The organism is Streptomyces sp. NPDC006309, from assembly GCF_040613095.1.
Classification (GTDB): Bacteria; Actinomycetota; Actinomycetes; order Streptomycetales; family Streptomycetaceae; genus Streptomyces.
This window is the reverse complement of record NZ_JBEXRO010000049.1, coordinates 1-21,201: the sequence shown is the minus strand read 5'-3', so window position 1 is coordinate 21,201 and position 21,201 is coordinate 1. Positions and strand designations below refer to the sequence as shown.

Below are 21,201 nucleotides of genomic sequence, written 5' to 3'. Positions count from 1 at the left end.
GGGCCGCGGATGTGGAGTTGCCGACGTATGCCTTCGAGCACCGGCATTACTGGCTGAAGCCCGCTCCGGCGGCGGACGCGGCCTCCCTGGGGCAGACCCGCGCCGACCACCCCCTGCTCGGCGCGGTCGTCGGGCGGCCCGACTCCGGCGGGTTCATGACGACCTCGCGGTGGTCGTCGCGCGCGCAGCCCTGGCTGGCCGAGCACCTCGTCGGCGACGACGCTGTCCTGGTGCCGAACGCGGCACTGGTCGAGCTGGCGGTCCGGCTCGGTGACGAGGCCGGGGTGCCGGTCGTGGCGGAACTGACCGTCGAGCGACCCGTGGTCCTGCCGGCGCGCGGTGGCCGGGCCGTCCAGACGGTGGTCGGCGAGGCGGACGGCACGGGGCGGCGTACGGTCGAGGTCTACTCGCGTGCGGACGGCTCCGGGCTGGACGCCGTCTGGACGCGGCACGCGCACGGCACGCTGGCACCCGCCGCTGCCGAAGGCGACGACGACCGGCCGGCCGCCGAGCCCGGTGTCGAGGTGACCCTCGACGAGGCAGCCGGGGACGCCGACCGGTACGGCGTCCACCCCACCCTGCTCGACGCGGCCGTGCGGACGGCGCTGCCTGCCGGGACCCTCGCCGCCACCTGGCGCGGGGTCAGGCTGCACGCGTCGGGCGCGACCACCGTCACGGTGCGGTCGGCGGGGGAGGGCACCACCCGGCTGGAGCTGACCGACCCGGCCGGGCGACCTGTGCTGAGCGTCGACGCCGTACTGTCCGAGCCGTTCGACCTGGCACGCGCCGGGCTCGCCGAGGCACTCACCCAGGACGCGCTGTTCCGCGTCCACTGGACGGAACTGCCGCTTCCGGCGGGTGACGGGACGCCGTCCGCCGTCACCGTACGGACCGCGCGGGACGTCACCGCCGACGCGGCGGACGCCGATGTCCTGCTGTACGCGGCCGACCGCGTGGGCGGCGATCCGCGGGCGGCGCTGGTCGCCGCGCTCGCCGTCCTCCAGGCCTGGCTCGCCGAGCCCGCCCTGGAGGGGACGCGGCTGGTCGTGGCGGCCGTCGACGCCGCCACGGACCTTGCCACGGCCGCCGTCCGGGGGCTGCTGCGTTCCGCCCAGTCCGAACACCCCGGCCGCATCGTGCTCGTCGAGGTCGACGGGCCGGGCGGCGCCCAGGAAGCCGACGCGGCGGTCCGCTCCGCCCTGCCCGGCCTGCTGGCCTGCGGCGAACCGCTGATACGCATACGGGCCACGGGGGCTTCGAGGACCCCCGGGGCTTCGGGGACCACGGTGGCCGAGGTGCCCCGGCTGGTACGGGCCGACGTGCCGGCGGGGGCGAACGACGTCCCGCAGCCGGGGCGCGCGCTCGATCCGGACGGGACCGTCCTGGTCACCGGCGGCACCGGCACCCTGGGCGCGCTGACCGCGCGGCACCTGGTCACCGACCACGGCGTGCGCCATCTGCTCCTGCTCAGCCGGCGCGGACCCGCTGCGGACGGCGCCGCCGCGCTGTCCGAGGAGCTGACCGCGCTCGGCGCCACCGTCATGCTCGCCGCCTGCGACACCGCCGACCGTGCCCAGCTCGCGGCCGTTCTGGACGCGGTGCCCGCCGCGCACCCGCTGACCGCCGTCCTGCACACCGCCGGTGTCCTGGACGACGGCGTGCTCACCGCGCTCACCCCGGAGCGTTTCGACACCGTACTGCGGCCGAAGCTGGACGCGGCCCTGCTGCTGGACGAGCTGACGCGGGAGCGCGACCTCGCGGCGTTCGTGCTGTTCTCCTCGGCCGCCAACGTGTTCGGCAACCCCGGACAGGCCAACTACGCCGCCGCCAACGCCTGCCTCGACGCGCTCGCCGGGCACCGCCGCGAACAAGGACTGCCCGGCGTCTCGCTCGCCTGGGGTCACTGGGAGCGGGCCAGCGGCATGACCCGGCACCTCGGCACCGCCGACCTCAACCGCAACAGGCGCCTCGGCATGGCCGCGCTGTCCGAGGCCGAGGGCATGGCCCTGCTGGACCTCGCCCTGCGCCCCGGCACCGGACTGCCCGCCGCCCTGGTGGCCGCGAAGCTCGATCTGCCCGCCCTGCGCGCGGCGGCCCGCACCGCGGCCGTGGCACCCCTCCTGCGGGGCCTCGCCCCCGCGCCGCGCTCACTGGCCCGCGCCGCCGGCAGCGCCGACCAGGGCAGCCTGCGCGACCGCGTCGGCCGGCTGGACCCGGCCGCCCAGCAGGCACTGCTGCTGGACCTGGTCCGGCGCAACGCCGCCGACGTGCTCGGCCACGGCACCGCCGACGCCGTCCGCGCCGACCGGGCCTTCAAGGACGCCGGGTTCGACTCGCTGACCGCGGTGGAGCTGCGCAACCGGCTGGCGGTCGCCACCGGTCTCACCCTGCCCTCGGCCGTCGTCTTCGACTACCCGAAACCCACGGCGCTCGCCGAGCACCTGCGGGCCCGGCTCGCCGGTGACGGCACCGTCGCCGCCGCACCCGCCGCACCGGCGCCCGCCACGGGCCCGGCCGCGCCGGACGAGCCGATCGCGATCGTCGCGATGGCCTGCCGTTTCCCCGCCGGGGTGCACAGCCCCGAGGACCTGTGGCGGGTCGTCGCCGACGGGGTCGACGCCGTCACGGAGTTCCCCGACGATCGCGGCTGGGACATCGACCGGCTCTACGACACCGACCCCGACAAACCCGGCACGACCTACGTGCGGCACGGCGCGTTCCTCGACGACGCGCCCGGCTTCGACGCCGCGTTCTTCGGCATCTCCCCGAACGAGGCGCTCGCGATGGACCCGCAGCAGCGGCTGCTGCTGGAGACGTCCTGGGAGGCGTTCGAGCGCGCCGCGATCGATCCGACCGGGCTCGGCGGCCGGGACATCGGGGTCTTCGTCGGCGTCAACAGCCACGACTACACCGTACGGATGCACCACTCGGCCGACGCCGAGGGTTTCCGCCTCACCGGTGGCTCCGGCAGCGTCGTGTCGGGCCGCGTCGCCTACCACTTCGGGTTCGAGGGACCGGCCGTCACCATCGACACCGCCTGCTCCTCCTCCCTGGTCGCCCTGCACCTCGCGGCGCAGGCGCTGCGCAACGGGGAGTGCTCCATGGCGCTCGCCGGCGGTGTGATGGTGATGGGCAACGTCGAGACGTTCGTCGAGTTCTCCCGGCAGCGTGGCCTGGCCCCCGACGGCCGGTGCAAGGCATTCGCGGACGGCGCGGACGGCACCGGCTGGTCCGAGGGCGCGGGTGTGCTCCTGGTCGAGCGACTGTCCGAGGCACAGCGGCAGGGCCACCGGGTGCTGGCGGTGCTGCGGGGCAGCGCGGTCAACCAGGACGGCGCCTCGAACGGGCTCACGGCGCCGAACGGGCCGTCGCAGCAGCGGGTGATCCGCAAGGCGCTGGCGAACGCCGGTCTCTCGGTGTCCGAGGTGGACGCCGTCGAAGCGCACGGCACGGGCACGGTGCTCGGTGACCCGATCGAGGCGCAGGCCCTGCTCGCCACGTACGGGCAGGATCGCGCAGCGCCGCTGTGGATCGGGTCGGTGAAGTCCAACCTCGGACACACCCAGGCCGCGGCCGGTGTCGCCGGCGTCATCAAGATGGTCATGGCGATGCGGCACGGGCTGCTGCCCCGCACCCTGCACGTCGACCGGCCGTCCCGGCACGTGGACTGGTCGGCGGGCGCGGTGGAGGTCCTCACCGAGGCCCGGGCCTGGCCGGACACCGGCCGCCCGCGCCGCGCCGGCGTCTCCGCCTTCGGCATCGGCGGCACCAACGCCCACCTGGTCCTGGAACAGGCGCCCGCACCCGCCGGAGTCCCGGCGGACGGTGTCGTGCCCGCACCGGCCGACCGGGCCGCGCCGGCATCGGCGGGCCAGCACCCCGAGGAGGCGTCGGCGCCGGTCACGGGGGACACGGACGGTTTCCCGGGTGTGCCGGTGACGGCCGCGGCCACGGGGGACACGGACGGTTTCTCGGGTGTGACGGTCGCGGTCACGGGCGACGCCTCGGGTATCCCGGCGCCTGCCCAGGACGCGGACGCGACGGCCGACGGTCCTCTCCTCTTCCCGGTCTCCGGACGCACCCCCGCCGGTCTGCGCGGACAGGCGGCCCGGCTCGCGGACTGGGCGGCGGACCGGACCGGGACGCCGCTCGGTGCCACGGCACACGCACTCGCCACCACCCGCGCCCACCTCGACCACCGCGCCGTCGTCCTGGCGGCCGACCGGCAGCGGCTCGTCGCCGCCCTGCGCGCGCTCGCCGACGGCACCGCCGGCACGGACACCGTCACCGGCACCCCGGCCGACGGCGAACTCGCCTTCCTGTTCACCGGGCAGGGCAGCCAGTGGCCCGGCATGGGCCGCGAACTCGCCGCCGCACACCCGGTGTTCCGTGACGCCTTCGACGCCGCCTGCGCCGCCGTGGAACGGCACCTGGACGGACTCGCCCATCCCCTGAAGGACGTGGTGTTCGCCGAGTCCGGCACCGAACAGGCCGCCCTGCTGGACCAGACCCTCTACACCCAGGCCGCGCTGTTCGCCCTGGAGACCGCGCTCTTCCGGCTGTTCACCTCATGGGGCGTACGGCCCGGCCTGCTCGCCGGCCACTCGGTCGGCGAGATCGCCGCGGCCCACGCGGCCGGCATCCTGGACCTGGCGGACGCCGGTGAACTCGTCGCCGCGCGGGGCAGGTTGATGCAGGCCCTGCCCGAGGGCGGGGCGATGATCGCCGTCGAGGCCACCGAGGCCGAGGTGGCGCCGCTGCTCGCCCGGACACCCGGTGTCGTCGGGATCTCGGCGGTCAACGGGCCGCGGGCGCTGGTCCTGTCCGGTGCCGAGGACGCCGTCCTGGCCGTCGCCGGGCACCTCGCCCAGGACGGCCACCGCACCCGCCGGCTGTCCGTCAGCCACGCCTTCCACTCCCCGCTGATGGAGCCGATGCTCGACGAGCTGCGTGCCGTGGCCGCCCGGCTCCGCTACCGGCCGGGCACCGTGCCGATCGTCTCCACGCTCACCGGCGCACTCGCCACGGACGGACTGCTCGCCACCCCCGACTACTGGGTGGACCAGGCCCGGCACGCCGTGCGGTTCGCCGACGCCGTCACCGCCCTGCGCGACCAAGGCGCCGTGACCCACCTCGAACTGGGCCCCGGCGGCGTCCTCAGCGCCATGGCCCTCGGCACGCTCGGACCGGACACCCGAGGCTGTGTCACCACGCTGCGCCGGGACACCCCCGAGGACACCGCCGTCCGTAGCGCGCTCGCGGAACTGCACGTACGGGGTGTGCCGGTCGACTGGACCGCCGTCCTCGGCCGTCCCGGGCCGGCCGTCGGCCCCGACCTGCCCACCTACGCCTTCCAGCACCAGCGGTACTGGGTGGAGGGCGACACCGCCACCGACGCCGAGGCGCTCGGCGCCCGGTCCGCCGGCCACCCGCTGCTGGGCGGGGTGGTGGAGGTCCCCGGCACCCACGGCGGCACCGGCGTCGTGCTCACCGGGCGCCTGTCCGGCCGCGGCCCCGGCCGCCTTCCCGGCGCGCAGACCGACGCCGATACCACCGTACCGGCAGCCGTCCTGCTGGACCTCCTGGTCCGGGCCGGCGACGAGGCCGGCGGCGGCTCCGTCGAGCGCATCACCGTCGACGCACCCCTCGTCGTCCCCGCGCACGGACACCTCCAGCTGCGTGTCTTCGTGGACGCCCCCGGCCCCGAAGACCGGCGCGGTGCCACCGTGCACAGCCGCCCGGCCGGCCGGGAGGGGGAGCCGTGGCTGCGGCACGCCCACGCCACCCTCGTGCCCGGCGTCCCCCAGCACGCGTTCGACCTGCGCACCTGGCCCGCGGAGCCCGCCGAAACCAGCGCTCTGCCCGGGGTGCGGGGCCTGTGGCGGCAGCCCGGCGAGATCCTCGCCGACATCGCCCTGCCCGGGGAACTCGCCGACGAGGCAGCGGACTTCACCCTGCACCCGGTGCTCCTGGACACGGCCCTGCGGCTGGCGGCGGAGGCCGCCCCCGGCGCCCCGGACGCCTGCTCGCCGACGGGGGCCGCCACTCTCGCCGTCTACGCGGTGGGCGCCACCGAGCTGCGCGTGCGCGTCACCCCCGCCGACGGCGGGCAGCTGGTCGAGCTGGCCGACCCCGAGGGCCGGCCCGTGGCCCTGCTCGGCCCCGTGACGTTCACCCCCGTCGGGGACACCGGGGACACCGGGGACACCGGGGACATCGAGGGCACCGGGGAAACCCAGGGCATCGAGACCGCGACCGCCCCCGCCCGGCGTGTCATCCGCCGCGAACCCGCCGCCGACGGCGACGGGCTGGCCGCCCGGCTGGCCGGTCTCGCCGCCGTGGAACAGCGCCGCGCCCTGCTCGACCTCGTCCGGGAGAGCGCCGCCGTTGTGCTGGGACACCGGGACACGGACGGCTTCGACGAGGGACAGCCGTTCAAGAACCTGGGGTTCGACTCGCTCACCGCGGTCAAACTCCGCAACCGGCTGCACGACTTCACCGGTGTCAGCCTGCCCAGCAGCCTCGTCTTCGACCACCCGACCCCGGGTCTGCTCGCCGACCACCTGCGCGGCGAACTCCTCGGCACCCGCCCGGAGCCGGCCACCGTCACCCGCCGGGGCACGACGGACCCCGACGAGCCCATCGCCATCATCGCCATGAGCAGCCGGCTGCCCGGCGGCGTCAACAGCCCCGAGGACCTGTGGCAGCTCGTCATGGACCGGCGTGACGCCATCTCCGCCTTCCCCGCCGACCGCGACTGGGACATCGACCGGCTCTACCACCCCGACCCCGCCCACCCCGGCACCAGCTACACCCGCGCCGGCGGCTTCCTGCACGACGCCGCCCGGTTCGACGCCGGGCTCTTCGGAATCTCGCCGCGTGAGGCGCTGGCGATGGACCCGCAGCAGCGGTTGCTCCTGGAGACCTCCTGGGAGGCGCTGGAGCGGGCCGGCATCGACCCCCTGTCCACCCGCGGCCAGGACATCGGCGTGTTCACCGGCATCGTCCACCACGACTACGTGACCCGGCTGCGCCAGGTGCCCGAGGACGTCCACGGCTACGTCATGACGGGTACCGCGTCCAGCGTGGCCTCAGGCCGGGTGTCGTACGTCTTCGGCTTCGAGGGTCCCGCGGTGACCGTGGACACCGCCTGCTCCTCCTCGCTCGTCGCGATGCACCTCGCGGCGCAGGCGCTGCGCAACGGCGAGTGCTCCCTGGCCCTCGCCGGCGGCGCCACCGTCATGGCCAGCCCGGACGCCTTCCTGGAGTTCTCCCGGCAGCGCGGTCTGTCCGCCGACGGCCGCTGCAAGGCGTACTCCGCCACCGCCGACGGCACCGGCTGGGCGGAGGGCGTCGGCGTGGTGCTGCTGGAGCCGCTGTCGGAGGCCCGCCGCAACGGGCACCGGGTGCTGGCGGTGCTGCGCGGCAGCGCGGTCAACCAGGACGGCGCGTCCAACGGTCTCACCGCCCCGAACGGCCCCTCGCAGCAGCGCGTGATCCGCAGCGCCCTGGCCGCGGCGGGACTGGAGCCCGCCGATGTGGACGTGGTCGAGGGCCACGGCACGGGCACGACCCTGGGTGACCCGATCGAGGTGCAGGCTCTGCTGGCCACCTACGGCCAGAACCGTGAAGAGCCTTTGTATCTCGGCTCGTTGAAGTCGAACATCGGGCACACGCAGGCCGCCGCCGGAGTCGCCGGGGTGATCAAGATGGTGGAGGCCCTGCGGCACGGCGTCCTGCCCCCGACCCTGAACGTCACGGAGCCCACCCCGCAGGTGGACTGGTCGGCGGGCGCGGTCGAACTGCTCACCGAGGCCCGCGAGTGGACCCGTGACGACCGGCCGCGCCGGGCCGCGGTCTCCTCGTTCGGGGCGAGCGGCACCAACGCGCACGTCATCCTGGAGGAGGCGCCCGACACCGGCCCGGTGACCCGGCCCGAGGTCCCCGCCGGCGTCGTTCCGCTGGTGGTGTCGGCCCGCAGCGCGGCCTCGCTCGCGGCCCAGGCGGGGCGGCTCGCTGCGTTCGCCACGGACACCGGCGCGGCCCCGGCCGAGGTCGCGGGCGCGCTCGTCGCCCGCCGGGCCCTGCTGTCCGAGCGGGCCGTGGTCGTCGCCGGTTCCCGTGCCGAGGCCGTGGCCGGACTGGGCGCCCTGGCCCGCGGCGAGAGCAGCCCCCTCGTCGTGAGCGGAACCGTCGCCGGCTCCGGCGGCCCGGGCAGGACGGTACTGGTCTTCCCCGGTCAGGGTTCGCAGTGGCTTGGTATGGGGCGGGAGTTGCTGGAGTCGTCGCCGGTGTTCGCGGAGCGGGTCGGGGAGTGTGCCCGCGCGTTGGAACCCTGGGTGGACTGGGACTTGATGTCCGTGCTGCGGGGTGAGGTTGATCTGCTGGCGCGGGTGGATGTGGTGCAGCCGGCGAGTTTCGCGGTGATGGTGGGGCTGGCGGCTGTGTGGGCGTCCGTGGGGGTTGTCCCGGATGCGGTGGTGGGGCATTCGCAGGGTGAGATCGCCGCGGCTTGTGTGGCGGGTGCGTTGTCGCTGGGGGATGCGGCGCGGATTGTCGCCGTACGCAGTCAGGTGATCGCGGGGGAGTTGGCGGGCCGGGGTGGTATGGCCTCCGTGGCGCTGTCCGAGGCGGACGCTGTCGGCAGGATCGCTGCGTGGGAGGGCCGGGTCGAGGTCGCCGCCGTGAACGGTCCTTCGTCGGTGGTGATCGCCGGTGACGCCGAAGCCCTGGACGAGGCGCTGGCCGCGCTGGAGACGGACGGTGTCCGTGTCCGCCGGGTGGCGGTGGACTACGCCTCGCACACGCGTCATGTCGAGGCGATCGAGGGGGCTTTGGGCAAGGCGTTCGCGGACATTCGCAGTCTCGCGCCGGTGGTGCCGTTCTTCTCGACGGTGACCGGTACCTGGGTGGACGACGAAGGTGTCCTGGACGGCGGTTACTGGTACCGCAATCTGCGTGGCCAGGTCCGTTTCGGCCCGGCGATCGCCTCCCTCCTCGCCGAGGGGCACACGGTGTTCGTCGAATCCAGTGCCCATCCCGTTCTTGTGCAGCCGGTCAACGAGATCTTCGACGAGGCCGCCGACGACAGCGTCCGCCTCCGTGCCGTCGCCGCCGGTTCGCTGCGTCGTGAAGAGGGCGGCCTGCCGAGGCTGCTGGCGTCGATGGCGGAACTCTTCGTCAAGGGTGTGGCGGTCGACTGGACCGGTGTGCTGCCCGAGGGTGCCGGGGCCGCCGACGTGGAGCTGCCCACGTACGCCTTCGACCGGCAGCACTTCTGGCTGCGCGAGGCGGAGACCACCACGGACGCCGCCACGGCCGAGGGCGCCGACACCGACTTCTGGTCCGCCGTCGAACAGGCCGACACCGACTCCCTCGCCGAACTGCTCGACCTGGCCGCGGCCGACCAGCGTGACGCGCTGCGCACGGTCGTTCCCGTGCTGGCCGACTGGCGCGGCCGGCGGCGCCGGCGGTCGGCCGCGGAGAAGCTGCGCTACCACGTCACCTGGCGGCCCGTCGACCAGGAGGGCGCCGGTGTCCCGGCCGGCACCTGGCTGGCCGTCGTGCCGGCGGCGCCGACCGGCTCGGTGCCGGCCGAGCTGCTGCGGGAACTCACCGCGCAGGGACTGGATGTCGTCCCGCTGGAGGTCGCCGTGGCCGACGCCACCCGTGACCGGCTCGGCGAACGTCTGTCCGCCGTCCTCGCCGAGCACGCCGTGGCCGGTGTGCTGTCACTGCTCGCGCTCGACCCGGCCGGCGAGGAGGATCACACCGGGGAGAGTGGTCCCCAGGACCCGGTTCCGCTGACGGCGGCCACCGTCGCGCTGGTCCAGGCCCTGGGCGACACCGGGGTCACACAGCCGCTGTGGTGCCTGACCCGGGGCGCGGTCAACACCGGCATCCAGGACACCGTCACCGCACCGGCCCAGGCGGCAATCTGGGGCATCGGCCGGGCCGCCGCCCTGGAACGCGGCGACCGCTGGGGCGGGCTGATCGACCTGCCCGCCACCTCCGACAGCCGGACCGTCCGGCATCTGCTCGGCGCGCTCGACGCCGCCGGCGACGACGACCAGCTCGCCGTACGCCGGTCCGGGGTGCACACCCGCAGGCTGCTGCGCAAGTCCGCCCCCGACCCGGCCGCCGGCTCCGGCTGGCAGCCCCGCGGCACCGTGCTGGTGACCGGCGGCGCCGAGGGCCTCGGCCGGCACGCCTCCCTGTGGCTCGCCCGGTCCGGTGCCCGCCGGCTGCTCGTCACCACCACCGCCGCCGCCCCCGGGGACGCCGTCGCCGCACTCCGCGCCGAGGTGACCGCGCTCGGCACCGGCACCACCGTCGAGACGTGCGCCGACACCGACCGGACCGCCCTGGACCACCTGCTCGCCGGGACGCCCGGCGACCAGCCGCTCACCGCCGTCGTGCACACCGCCGACATCGCCCGCACCAGCACCGTGGACGACACCGGCGTACCCGAACTCACCGAGGTGTTCTCCGCCAAGGTGGACACCGCCCGATGGCTCGCCGGACGGTTCGCGGACACGCCGCTCGACGCGTTCGTGGTCTTCTCCTCCATCGCCGGCATCTGGGGCGGCGGCGGACAGGGCCCGTCCGGCGCGGCCAACGCCGTCCTCGACGCCCTCGTGGAGTGGCGCCGCGGCCACGGCCACCCGGCCACCGCGATCGCCTGGGGCGCCCTCGACGAGGTCGGCGTCGGCATGGACGAGGACACCCTCACGCAGCTGCGCCGGCGCGGCGTCCTGCCCATGGCCCCGCACATCGCCGTCACCGCCTTCGAACAGGCCGTCCAGGCCCGGGAGAAGGCCGTCACCGTCGTCGACATGGACTGGGACGCCTTCATCCCGGCGTTCACCTCGGTCCGGCCCAGCCCGCTGTTCGCCGACCTGTCCGAGGCGCAGGCCGCCCTGCGGGCCACCCAGCCGGACACCGACGACGGCGACACCACCGCCGGCCTCGTCCAGTCCCTGCGCGACGTCCCCGAGGCCGACCAGACCCGCCTCCTGCTCCGGCTGGTCTGCGGACACGCCGCCACCGTCCTCGGACACAGCGGCGCCGAGAGCATCGGAGCCCTCCAGGCCTTCCAGGAGGTCGGCTTCGACTCGCTCGCCGCCGTCAACCTGCGCAATAGCCTCCACGTGGCGACCGGCCTGCGGCTGCCCGCCACCCTCATCTTCGACTACCCCACGCCGGACGCCCTCGTCGGCTACCTGCGCTCCGAACTGCTCCGGGACGCCGACGACGGGCTCGACGGGCGGGAGGACGATCTCAGGCGGGCACTCGCCGCCGTCCCCCTCGCCCGGTTCAGGGAAGCCGGCGTCCTGGACACCCTGCTCGGCCTGGTGGACACCGAGGACGCGCCCGCGTCCGGCACGGCGGAACCGGCCGGGAACGACGAGACCCTGATCGACGCCATGGACGTTGCCGACCTCGTGCAGCGTGCTCTGGGCAGGACGAGCTGACCCCATGACAGCGGACGCACCACGGAGGACGGATATGTCGGGCCCGGACGACCAGATCGTCAACGCGCTGCGCGCCTCCCTCAAGGAGAACGCTCGGCTCCAGCAGGAGAACGGCAAACTCGCGGCGGCCGCTGCCGAGCCCATCGCCATCGTCTCCATGGCCTGCCGGTACGCGGGGGGCATCCGCACCCCGGAGGACCTGTGGCGGGTGGTGACCGACGGCACCGACGTCTACACCGCGTTCCCCGAGGACCGCGGCTGGGACCTGGAGGGCCTCTACCACCCCGACCCGGACCACCCCGGCACGACGTACGTCCGCGAAGGCGCCTTCCTGCACGAGGCCGCCGAGTTCGACGCCGCCTTCTTCGGCATCTCGCCGCGCGAGGCCCTCGCCATGGACCCGCAGCAGCGCCAGCTGCTGGAGGTGAGCTGGGAGACCCTGGAACGGGCCGGTATCGACCCGCACTCCGTGCGCGGCAGCGACATCGGCGTCTTCGCCGGCATCGTCCACCAGGACTACGCCCCCGACCTCAGCGGCCACGAGGGCTATCTCAGCCTGGAACGGGCCCTGGGCACCGCGGGCGGTGTCGCCTCCGGCCGCGTCGCCTACACCCTCGGCCTGGAGGGCCCCGCGGTCACCGTCGACACGATGTGTTCGTCCTCCCTCGTCGCCATCCACCTCGCCGGCCAGGCACTGCGCCGCGGCGAGTGCTCCATGGCGCTCGCCGGCGGCTCCACCGTGATGGCAACCCCCGGCGGCTTCGTCGGCTTCGCCCGCCAGCGCGGTCTCGCCTTCGACGGCCGCTGCAAGTCCTACGCCGCCGCCGCCGACGGCTCCGGCTGGGCCGAGGGCGTCGGTGTCGTCCTGCTGGAGACGCTGTCGCAGGCCCGGGAGCGCGGCCACCGCGTCCTCGCCGTGATCCGCGGCTCGGCCGTCAACCAGGACGGCGCCTCCAACGGCCTGACCGCCCCCAACGGACCCTCCCAGCAGCGCGTCATCCGCAAGGCGCTGAGCGGCGCCGGACTGAGCACCTCCGACATCGACATGGTGGACGGGCACGGCACCGGCACCGTCCTCGGCGACCCCATCGAGGCCCAGGCGATCCTCGCCACCTACGGCCAGGACCGCCCCGCCGGACAGCCGCTGCGGCTGGGCTCCGTGAAGTCGGTCATCGGCCACACCCAGGCCGCCTCCGGCGTCGCCGGCGTCATCAACATGGTGCAGGCCCTGCGCCACGGCCTCATGCCGGCCAGCCGCCACATCGACGCCCCCACCCCGCAGGTCGACTGGTCGTCCGGCGCCGTGGAACTGCTCACCGAGGCCACGCGGTGGCCCGAGACCGACCGGCCGCGCCGCGCCGGCGTCTCCGCGTTCGGCGCCAGCGGCACCAACGCCCACCTGATCCTGGAGCAGGCCCCCGAGGAGGACGCGCCGCCCGCCGCCGGGACCCCGGCCGGTGCCGTGCCCCTGGTGGTGTCGGCGGCCTCCGGCGCGTCGCTCACCGGCCAGGCCGGCCGCCTCGCCGCCTACCTGGACGGCACGGACACCCCGCTCGCGGACATCGCGGGCACCCTCGCCACCCGGCGCGCGGTGCTCGGTGAACGCGCCGTCGTGGTCGCGGAGAGCCGCGACGAGGCACTGGCCGCGCTGACCGCCCTCGCCCGCGACGAACAGGCTCCCGGAACGGTCCGGGGCGCCGCCGGCGCCGCCGGGTCCGGCAAGACCGTCCTGGTCTTCCCCGGCCAGGGCACCCAGTGGATCGGCATGGGCCGCGAACTCCTCGACACCTCACCGGTGTTCGCCGAGCGGATCGAGGAGTGCGCCCGGGCCCTGGAACGCTGGGTGGACTGGGACCTGACGGCCGTGCTGCGCGGCGACGCCGACACCAACCTGCTGACCCGTGTCGACGTCGTGCAGCCCGCGAGCTTCGCCGTCATGGTCGGCCTGGCCGCCGTCTGGGCGTCCGTGGGCGTCGTACCGGACGCGGTGGTCGGCCACTCGCAGGGCGAGATCGCCGCCGCCTGCGTCGCCGGCGCCCTCACCCTGGACGACGCCGCCCGCATCGTCGCCGTCCGCAGCCAGGTCATCCGCGGCCGGCTCGCCGGACTGGGCGGCATGGCCTCCGTCGCGCTCACCGAGGACGACGTGACCGCCCGGCTGGAGCGCTGGGCCGACCGGGTCGAGGTGGCCGCCGTCAACGGGCCGGCCTCCGTCGTCATCGCCGGTGACGCCGAGGCCCTCGACGAGGTCCTGGACACCCTGGAGGACCAGGGCGTGCGGGTCCGGCGCATCGCCGTGGACTACGCCTCGCACAGCCGGCACGTCCAGGCCGTGCAGGAGGCCCTCACCGAGGCCTTCGCGGACATCCGCGGCCAGGCCCCCGCCATCCCCTTCCTGTCCACCGTCACCGGCGAGTGGGTCCGTGACGCGGGCGTCCTGGACGGCGGCTACTGGTACCGCAACCTGCGCCGCCAGGTCCGCTTCGGCCCGGCCGTCGCCACCCTCCTCGCCGAGGGCCACACCGTGTTCGTCGAGTCCAGCGCCCACCCCGTCCTCGTCCAGCCGGTCACCGAGATCGCCGACGCCGCGGACGCCGTGGTCACCGGCTCGCTGCGCCGTGACGACGGCGGCCTGCGCCGCCTGCTCACCTCCATGGCCGAGGTCTTCACGGCCGGCGTGGCCGTCGACTGGAAGGGCGTCCTGCCCGACGCCGCCCGCACCGCCCACGTCGACCTGCCGACGTACGCCTTCGACCGCCGCCGCTACTGGATCCAGCTCACCCCCGGCGGCGGCGACGCCGCCTCCCTCGGTCTGACCGGCACCGACCACCCGCTGCTCGGCGCGCTGGTGCCGCTGCCGCAGACCGACGGACTGGTCCTCACCTCCCGGCTGTCCCTGCGCACCCACCCCTGGCTCGCCGACCACGCCATGCAGGGCGTGGTCATCGTCCCGGGCACCGTCTACGTCGACCTCGCGGTGCGCGCCGGCGACGAGTTCGGCTGCGGCACCCTGGAGGAACTCGTCATCGAGGCGCCGCTGGTGCTGCCCCCGCAGGGCGGCGTCCGCGTCCAGGTCACCGTCGGCGGCCCCACCGCGAACGGCGCGCGCACCGTCGACGTGTACTCGCTGCGCGAGGACGCCGGCGAGGACGCGCACGGCGAGTGGACCCGGCACGCCACCGGCCTGCTGTCCAGCGCGCCCGCCCGGTTCACCGCGCCCGCCGCCGACTTCACCGCCTGGCCGCCGCCCGGCGCCGAACCCGTCGCCATCGACGACTTCTACGCCGCCCTCGTCGCCCGCGGCTACTCCTACGGCCCCGCCTTCCAGGGACTGCGCGGGGTGTGGCGGCGCGGCGAGGAACTCTTCGCCGAGGCGGCCCTGCCGCAGGACCACCGGGAGGACGCCGACAAGTTCGCCATCCACCCGGCGCTCCTCGACGCCGCCCTGCACACCAACGCCTTCGCCAACCCGGACGACGACCGCAACGTCCTGCCGTTCGCCTGGAACGGCCTCGTCCTGCACGCCGAGGGCGCCTCCGCCCTGCGGGTGCGGGTCGCGCCCGCCGGTCCCGACGCCCTGTCCTTCCAGGCCGCGGACGAGACCGGCGACCTGGTGCTGACCATGGACTCCCTGGTGTCCCTGCCGGTCTCCGCCGAACAGCTCGGCGCCGCGGCCGGCGGGAACCAGGACGCCCTGTTCGCCGTCGACTGGGTGCCGCTGCCCGCCGCCGAGGGCGCCACCACCGCGCCCACCTGGGTGCCGGTCGCCGACGCCGACGCCGTGCGCGCCCTCGCCGCCCGCGACAGCGTGCCCGCCGCGGCGGTCCTGGACGCCTACAGCGACGGCGCCGACGCCCAGACCCTGACCTGCCGCGTCCTGGACGTCCTCCAGGCATGGCTGGCCACGCCCGGCCTGGAAGCCGCCCGCCTGGTGGTCGCCACCCGGGGGGCGGTCCCTGCGGGCGGCGACGCCACGGTCACCGACCCGGCCGGCGCGGCCGTGTGGGGCCTCGTCCGCGCCGCCCAGGCCGAGAACCCCGACCGGGTCGTCCTGGCCGACCTCGACCCGGCCACCGCCGCCGGGGCCGGGCCCGTCCTCGCACAGCTCCTCGCCACCGGCGAACCCCAGCTCGCCGTCCGCGGCACCGCCCTGTCGGCACCCCGCCTGGTCCGCGCGGACCAGCCGGACACCAACGCCGACGCCGCCGGCCCCACCGGTGCGGCGGACACCCCCACCGGCGCCGGGACCCCCGCCCTCGACCCCGACGGCACCGTCCTGATCACCGGCGGCACCGGCTCGCTCGGCGCGCTCGTCGCCCGGCACCTCGTCCAGCGGCACGGCGTACGCCGCCTGGTGCTGGCCGGCCGGCGCGGCCCCGACGCCACCGGCGCCGCCGCCCTGACGGCCGACCTGACCGGCCTCGGCGCGGACGTCTCCGTCGTCGCCTGCGACGTCTCCGACCGGGACGCGGTCGCCGCGCTGTTGCGCGGCCTGCCGGCCGAACACCCGCTGACCGGCCTGGTGCACCTCGCCGGCATCCTCGACGACGGCGTGATCAGCGCCCTCACCGAGGAACGGATCGCCGGGGTGTTCGCCCCCAAGGCCACCGCCGTACGGCACCTGGACGAGCTGACCCGGGAACTCGCGCCCGCCCTGCGCTCGTTCGTGGTGTTCTCCTCCGCCGCCGCCCTCCTCGGCTCCGCCGGGCAGGGCAACTACGCGGCTGCCAACGCCTTCCTGGACGCCCTCATGGCCCACCGCCGCGCGGCCGGGCTGCCCGGCGTCTCCCTCGCCTGGGGCCTGTGGGAACAGAGCGCCGGCCTGACCGCGCACCTCAGCGAGACCGACCAGGCCCGCATGAGCCGCGGCGGCGTCCTCGCGCTCACCGCCGACGAGGGCCTCGCCCTCCTCGACACCGGCCTGCACACCGACCGGGCCCTGCTGGTCCCCATCAAACTGGACCTGCGCGCGCTGCGCTCCGACGCGGCCTCCGGCTCCGCCGTGCCGCACCTGCTGCGCGGCCTGGTCCGGGCCGGCCGGCGCTCCGCGCGGGCCGCCGCCGGTGACGGCAGCGCTCTCCTGCGCCGTCTCACCGGTCTCGCCGAAGCCGAGCAGGAGACCGTCCTGCTGGGCGTCATCCAGGCCGAGGCCACCGCCGTCCTCGGCTTCAGCGGGCCCGAACTCGCCCAGGGCACCCGCGGGTTCGGCGACATCGGCTTCGACTCGCTCACCGCGATCGAACTGCGCAACCGGCTGTCCGCCGCCACCGGCGTCAAGCTGCCCGCCACGCTCATCTTCGACTACCCCACGCCGGTGGCCCTCGCCCGCCATCTGCGCGAGGAACTCGGCGAGAGCACGGCCGGCGCCGCCGCCCCCACGGTCACCGCCACCGACCCCGACGAGCCCATCGCCATCGTCGGCATGGCCTGCCGGCTGCCGGGCGGCGTCACCGACCCGGCCGGCCTGTGGCGGCTGGTCCTCGACCGCCGCGAGGGCATGACGGGCTTCCCCGACGACCGCGGCTGGAACCTGGACGAGCTGTTCGACGCCGACCCGGACAAGGCCGGCACCTCCTACGTCCACAAGAGCGGATTCCTCCAGGGCGCCGCCGAGTTCGACGCCGAGTTCTTCGGCATCTCCCCCCGCGAGGCGCTGGCCATGGACCCCCAGCAGCGGCTGCTGCTGGAGGCGACCTGGGAGGCCCTGGAGAACGCCGGCATCGACCCCGGCTCCACCCGCGGCGCCGACGTCGGCGTCTTCTCCGGCGTCTCCATCCACGACTACCTGGAGTCCCTCAGCAACATGCCCCCCGAGCTGGAGGGCTACGTCACCACCGCCACCGCGGGCAGCGTCGCCTCGGGCCGGGTGTCGTACGTGTTCGGCTTCGAGGGTCCCGCGGTCACCGTGGACACGGCCTGTTCCTCCTCCCTCGTCGCCATGCACCTGGCGGCCCAGGCGCTGCGGCAGGGCGAGTGCTCGCTGGCGCTGGCCGGCGGGGTCGCCGTGATGGGCTCGCCGATCGGCGTGCTGGGCATGTCCCGCCAGCGCGGCCTCGCCGCGGACGGCCGGGTCAAGGCGTTCTCCGCGGGCGCCGACGGCACCGTCCTGTCCGAGGGCGTGGGCATCGTCGTCCTGGAACGCCTGTCGGAGGCCCGCCGCAACGGGCACCGGGTGCTGGCGGTCCTGCGGGGCAGCGCGGTCAACCAGGACGGCGCCTCCAACGGCCTCACCGCCCCGAACGGCCCCTCGCAGCAGCGGGTCATCCGCCGGGCGCTGGCCGCTGCCGGACTGGCCGCCGCCGACGTGGACGCCGTGGAGGCGCACGGCACGGGCACCGCGCTCGGCGACCCGATCGAGGCGCAGGCCCTGCTCGCCACCTACGGCCGCGACCGCGAACAACCCTTGTGGCTGGGCTCGTTGAAGTCCAACATCGGGCACACGCAGGCCGCCGCCGGCGTCGCCGGCGTCATCAAGATGGTCCAGGCGCTGCGCCACGGCGTGCTGCCGCCCACCCTCAACGTCACCGAGCCGACCCCGCAGGTCGACTGGTCGGCCGGAGCCGTCGAGCTGGTGACCGAGGCGAGGCCGTGGCCCGAGTCCGGCCGTCCGCGCCGGGCCGGCGTCTCCTCCTTCGGCATCAGCGGCACCAATGCGCACCTCATCCTGGAGCAGGCCCCCGAGGAGCCGGCCGCCGCGCCGGCGGCCCCGGCCGACGGCCCGGTGCCGCTCGTGGTGTCGGCGGCCTCCGAGGGCTCTCTGGCCGCACAGGCGGAACGGCTCGCGGCGTACACCGCGGACACCGACGCGCCGCTCGCGGACATCGCGAGCGCCCTCGTCACCCGCCGGGCCGCGCTGTCCGAGCGGGCCGTGGTGGTCGCGGAGTCCCGCGCGGAGGCGGTGGCCGCACTGGCCGCGCTGGCCCGGGGCGAGTCGGCCGCCCACCTGGCGACCGGCGGTGCGGGCGCCGCGGGACGGACGGTACTGGTCTTCCCCGGCCAGGGCTCGCAGTGGACCGGCATGGGCCGCGAACTGCTGGACACCTCACCGGTGTTCGCCGAACGCGTCGAGGAGTGCGCCCGCGCCCTGGCACCCTGGACCGACTGGGACCTGAAGGCGGTGCTGCGCGGCGAGGCCGACGCCGCTCTCGTCTCCCGCGTCGACGTCGTCCAGCCGGCGAGCTTCGCGGTGATGATCGCCCTGGCGGCCGTGTGGGCGTCCGTGGGCGTCGTACCGGACGCGGTGGTCGGCCACTCGCAGGGCGAGATCGCCGCCGCGTGCGTGGCCGGTGCGCTGTCGCTGGACGACGCGGCCCGCATCGTCGCCGTACGCAGCCGGGTGATCGCCGGTGAACTCGCGGGCCGGGGCGGCATGGCCTCCGTGGCCCTGCCCGAGGCCGACGCCGCCGCCCGGATCGCCGCGTGGGACGGCCGGGTCGAGGTCGCCGCCGTCAACAGCCCCTCGTCGGTGGTCGTCGCCGGCGACGCCGAAGCCCTCGACGAGGCGCTTGCCGCGCTGGAGGCCGACGGCGTGCGCGTCCGCCGGGTCGCCGTGGACTACGCCTCCCACACCCGGCACGTCGAGGCCATAGAGCACACCCTCGCCGAGGCGCTCGCCGAGGTCCGCGGGCAGGCGCCGCTGGTGCCCTTCTACTCCACGGTGACCGGGGAGTGGGTGCGCGAGGCGGGCGTCCTGGACGGCGGCTACTGGTACCGCAACCTGCGCCGCCAGGTCCGGTTCGGACCGGCGATCGCCGCCCTCCTCGCCGAGGGCCACACCGTGTTCGTCGAGTCCAGCGCCCACCCCGTCCTCGTCCAGCCGGTCAACGAGATCACCGACGACACCCGGGCCGACGCGGTCGCCACCGGCTCCCTGCGCCGCGAGGAGGGCGGCCTGCGCCGGCTGCTCACCTCGATGGCCGAGGTCTTCGTCAAGGGCGTCCCGGTCGACTGGACCGGTGTGCTGCCCGAGGGCACCGGCGCCGGCCACGTCGACCTGCCGACGTACGCCTTCGACCACCGCCCCTACTGGCTGAGGACCGCCCCGGCCACGGACGCCGCCTCGCTCGGCCAGGCCTCGGCCGACCACCCCCTGCTGGGCGCGGTCGTCCCGCTGCCCCAGTCGGACGGGCTGGTCCTCACCTCCCGGCTCTCCCTGCGCACCCACCCCTGGCTGGCCGACCACGTCGTCGGCGGCGCGGTCGTCGTCCCCGCCACGGCCCTGGTGGAACTGGCCCTGCGCGCCGGCGACGAGGCCGGCACCGCCACCCTGGACGAGCTGACGGTCGAGACACCGCTGCTCCTGCCCGAGGACGGCGGCATACGCGTCCAGGTCGCCGTCGCCGGCCCCGACGAGACCGGCGCGCGGACCGTCGACGTCTACGCGGCCGGCGAGGCCCCGGAGGCCGGCGCCTGGACCCGGCACGCCACCGGACGGCTCTCGCCCGCCCCGCTCACCACGCCGAGCGCGAGCGCCGACCTGACCCTGTGGCCGCCGACCGGCGCCCGCCCGGCCGACATCGACGCGTTCTACGACGACCTGCTCCACCTCGGCCACTCCTTCGGCCCCGCCTTCCGGGGCGTACGGACGCTGTGGCGGCGCGGCGACGAGGTCTTCGCCGAAATCGCCCTGCCCGACGAACAGCGCACGGGCGCCGAGCGGTTCGGCATCCACCCCGCGCTCCTCGACGCCTGCGTGCAGTCCGGGCTGCGGCACGCGGCCACGGCCGGCCAGGACGACGGCGCGCAGCGGCTGTGGCAGCCCGCCGCCTGGCAGAGGCTGTCCCTGCACGCCACCGGCGCGACCACGCTCCGCGTGCGGCTCGCCCCCTCCGGGGACGGACGCCTGTCGCTGGAGGCCGCGGACGGCACGGGCGGCCTCGTCGTCACCCTGGACGCCCTGGGCTTCCTGCCGGTCGCCGCCGACCAGCTGACCGCGGCCCCCGCCGACGGCGGCCACGGCCTGTACCGCGTCGACTGGACCGACCTGCCCGCCGCGGAGCCCGGGGGGCAGCAGGTGCCGCAGTGGGTGCCGCTGTTCCACGCGGACGAGATCGGCATCCTCGCCGGCGCGGTGACCGGCCCGATGGTCGCCGTGGTCGAAGCCGTCACCCCCGACGGCACCGCGGACGGCGCGCTGTCCCTCACCAACCGGATGCTGGCCATGCTCCAGGCCTGGTTCGCCGCACCCAGCCTGGAGGAGTCCCGGCTGGTGATCCTGACCCGGGGCGCCGTCCCGGCCGGCGGCGACAGCGCGGTGACGGACCCGGCCGGCGCGGCGGTCTGGGGCCTGGTCCGCGCGGCCCAGGCCGAGAACCCGGGCCGGATCGTCCTGATCGACACGGACACCGACCCCGACATCGCCTACGGCACCACTGTCGAACCGCTGCTCGCCACCGTCCTCGCCTCCGGGGAACCGCAGGTGGCGGTGCGCGGTGCGGCCCTGTCGGTGCCGCGCCTGGTGCGGGCCGAGCCGACGGCGGGCGAGCCGGCCGACGGTGAGCCGAGCGTGGCGTTCCGTCCGGAGGGCACGGTCCTGGTCACGGGCGGTACCGGTTCGCTCGGCGCGCTGGTCGCCCGTCACCTGGTGGTACGCCACGGGGTGCGGCACCTGGTGCTGGTCAGCCGGCGCGGTACGGAGGCCGGGGGTGCCACGGAGCTGGTGGCCGAACTGTCGGAGCTGGGCGCCGAGTCGGTGTCCCTGCGGGCCGCCGACGTGTCCGACCGTACG

At 75.7% G+C, this 21,201-nt stretch carries 2 protein-coding genes; both read left to right on the top strand.

Translation table 11 applies throughout. The features are described from left to right. Positions 1-17: 17 nt before the first annotated feature. Entirely contained in the window at positions 18-11,474 is an 11,457-nt protein-coding gene (locus tag ABZ117_RS33780; protein WP_356826552.1) for a type I polyketide synthase, read from the top strand. A gap of 34 nt (positions 11,475-11,508) precedes the next feature. Continuing rightward, positions 11,509-21,201 (top strand): SDR family NAD(P)-dependent oxidoreductase (locus ABZ117_RS33775; RefSeq protein ID WP_356826550.1); only part of this gene is annotated, 9,693 nt, incomplete at its 3' end.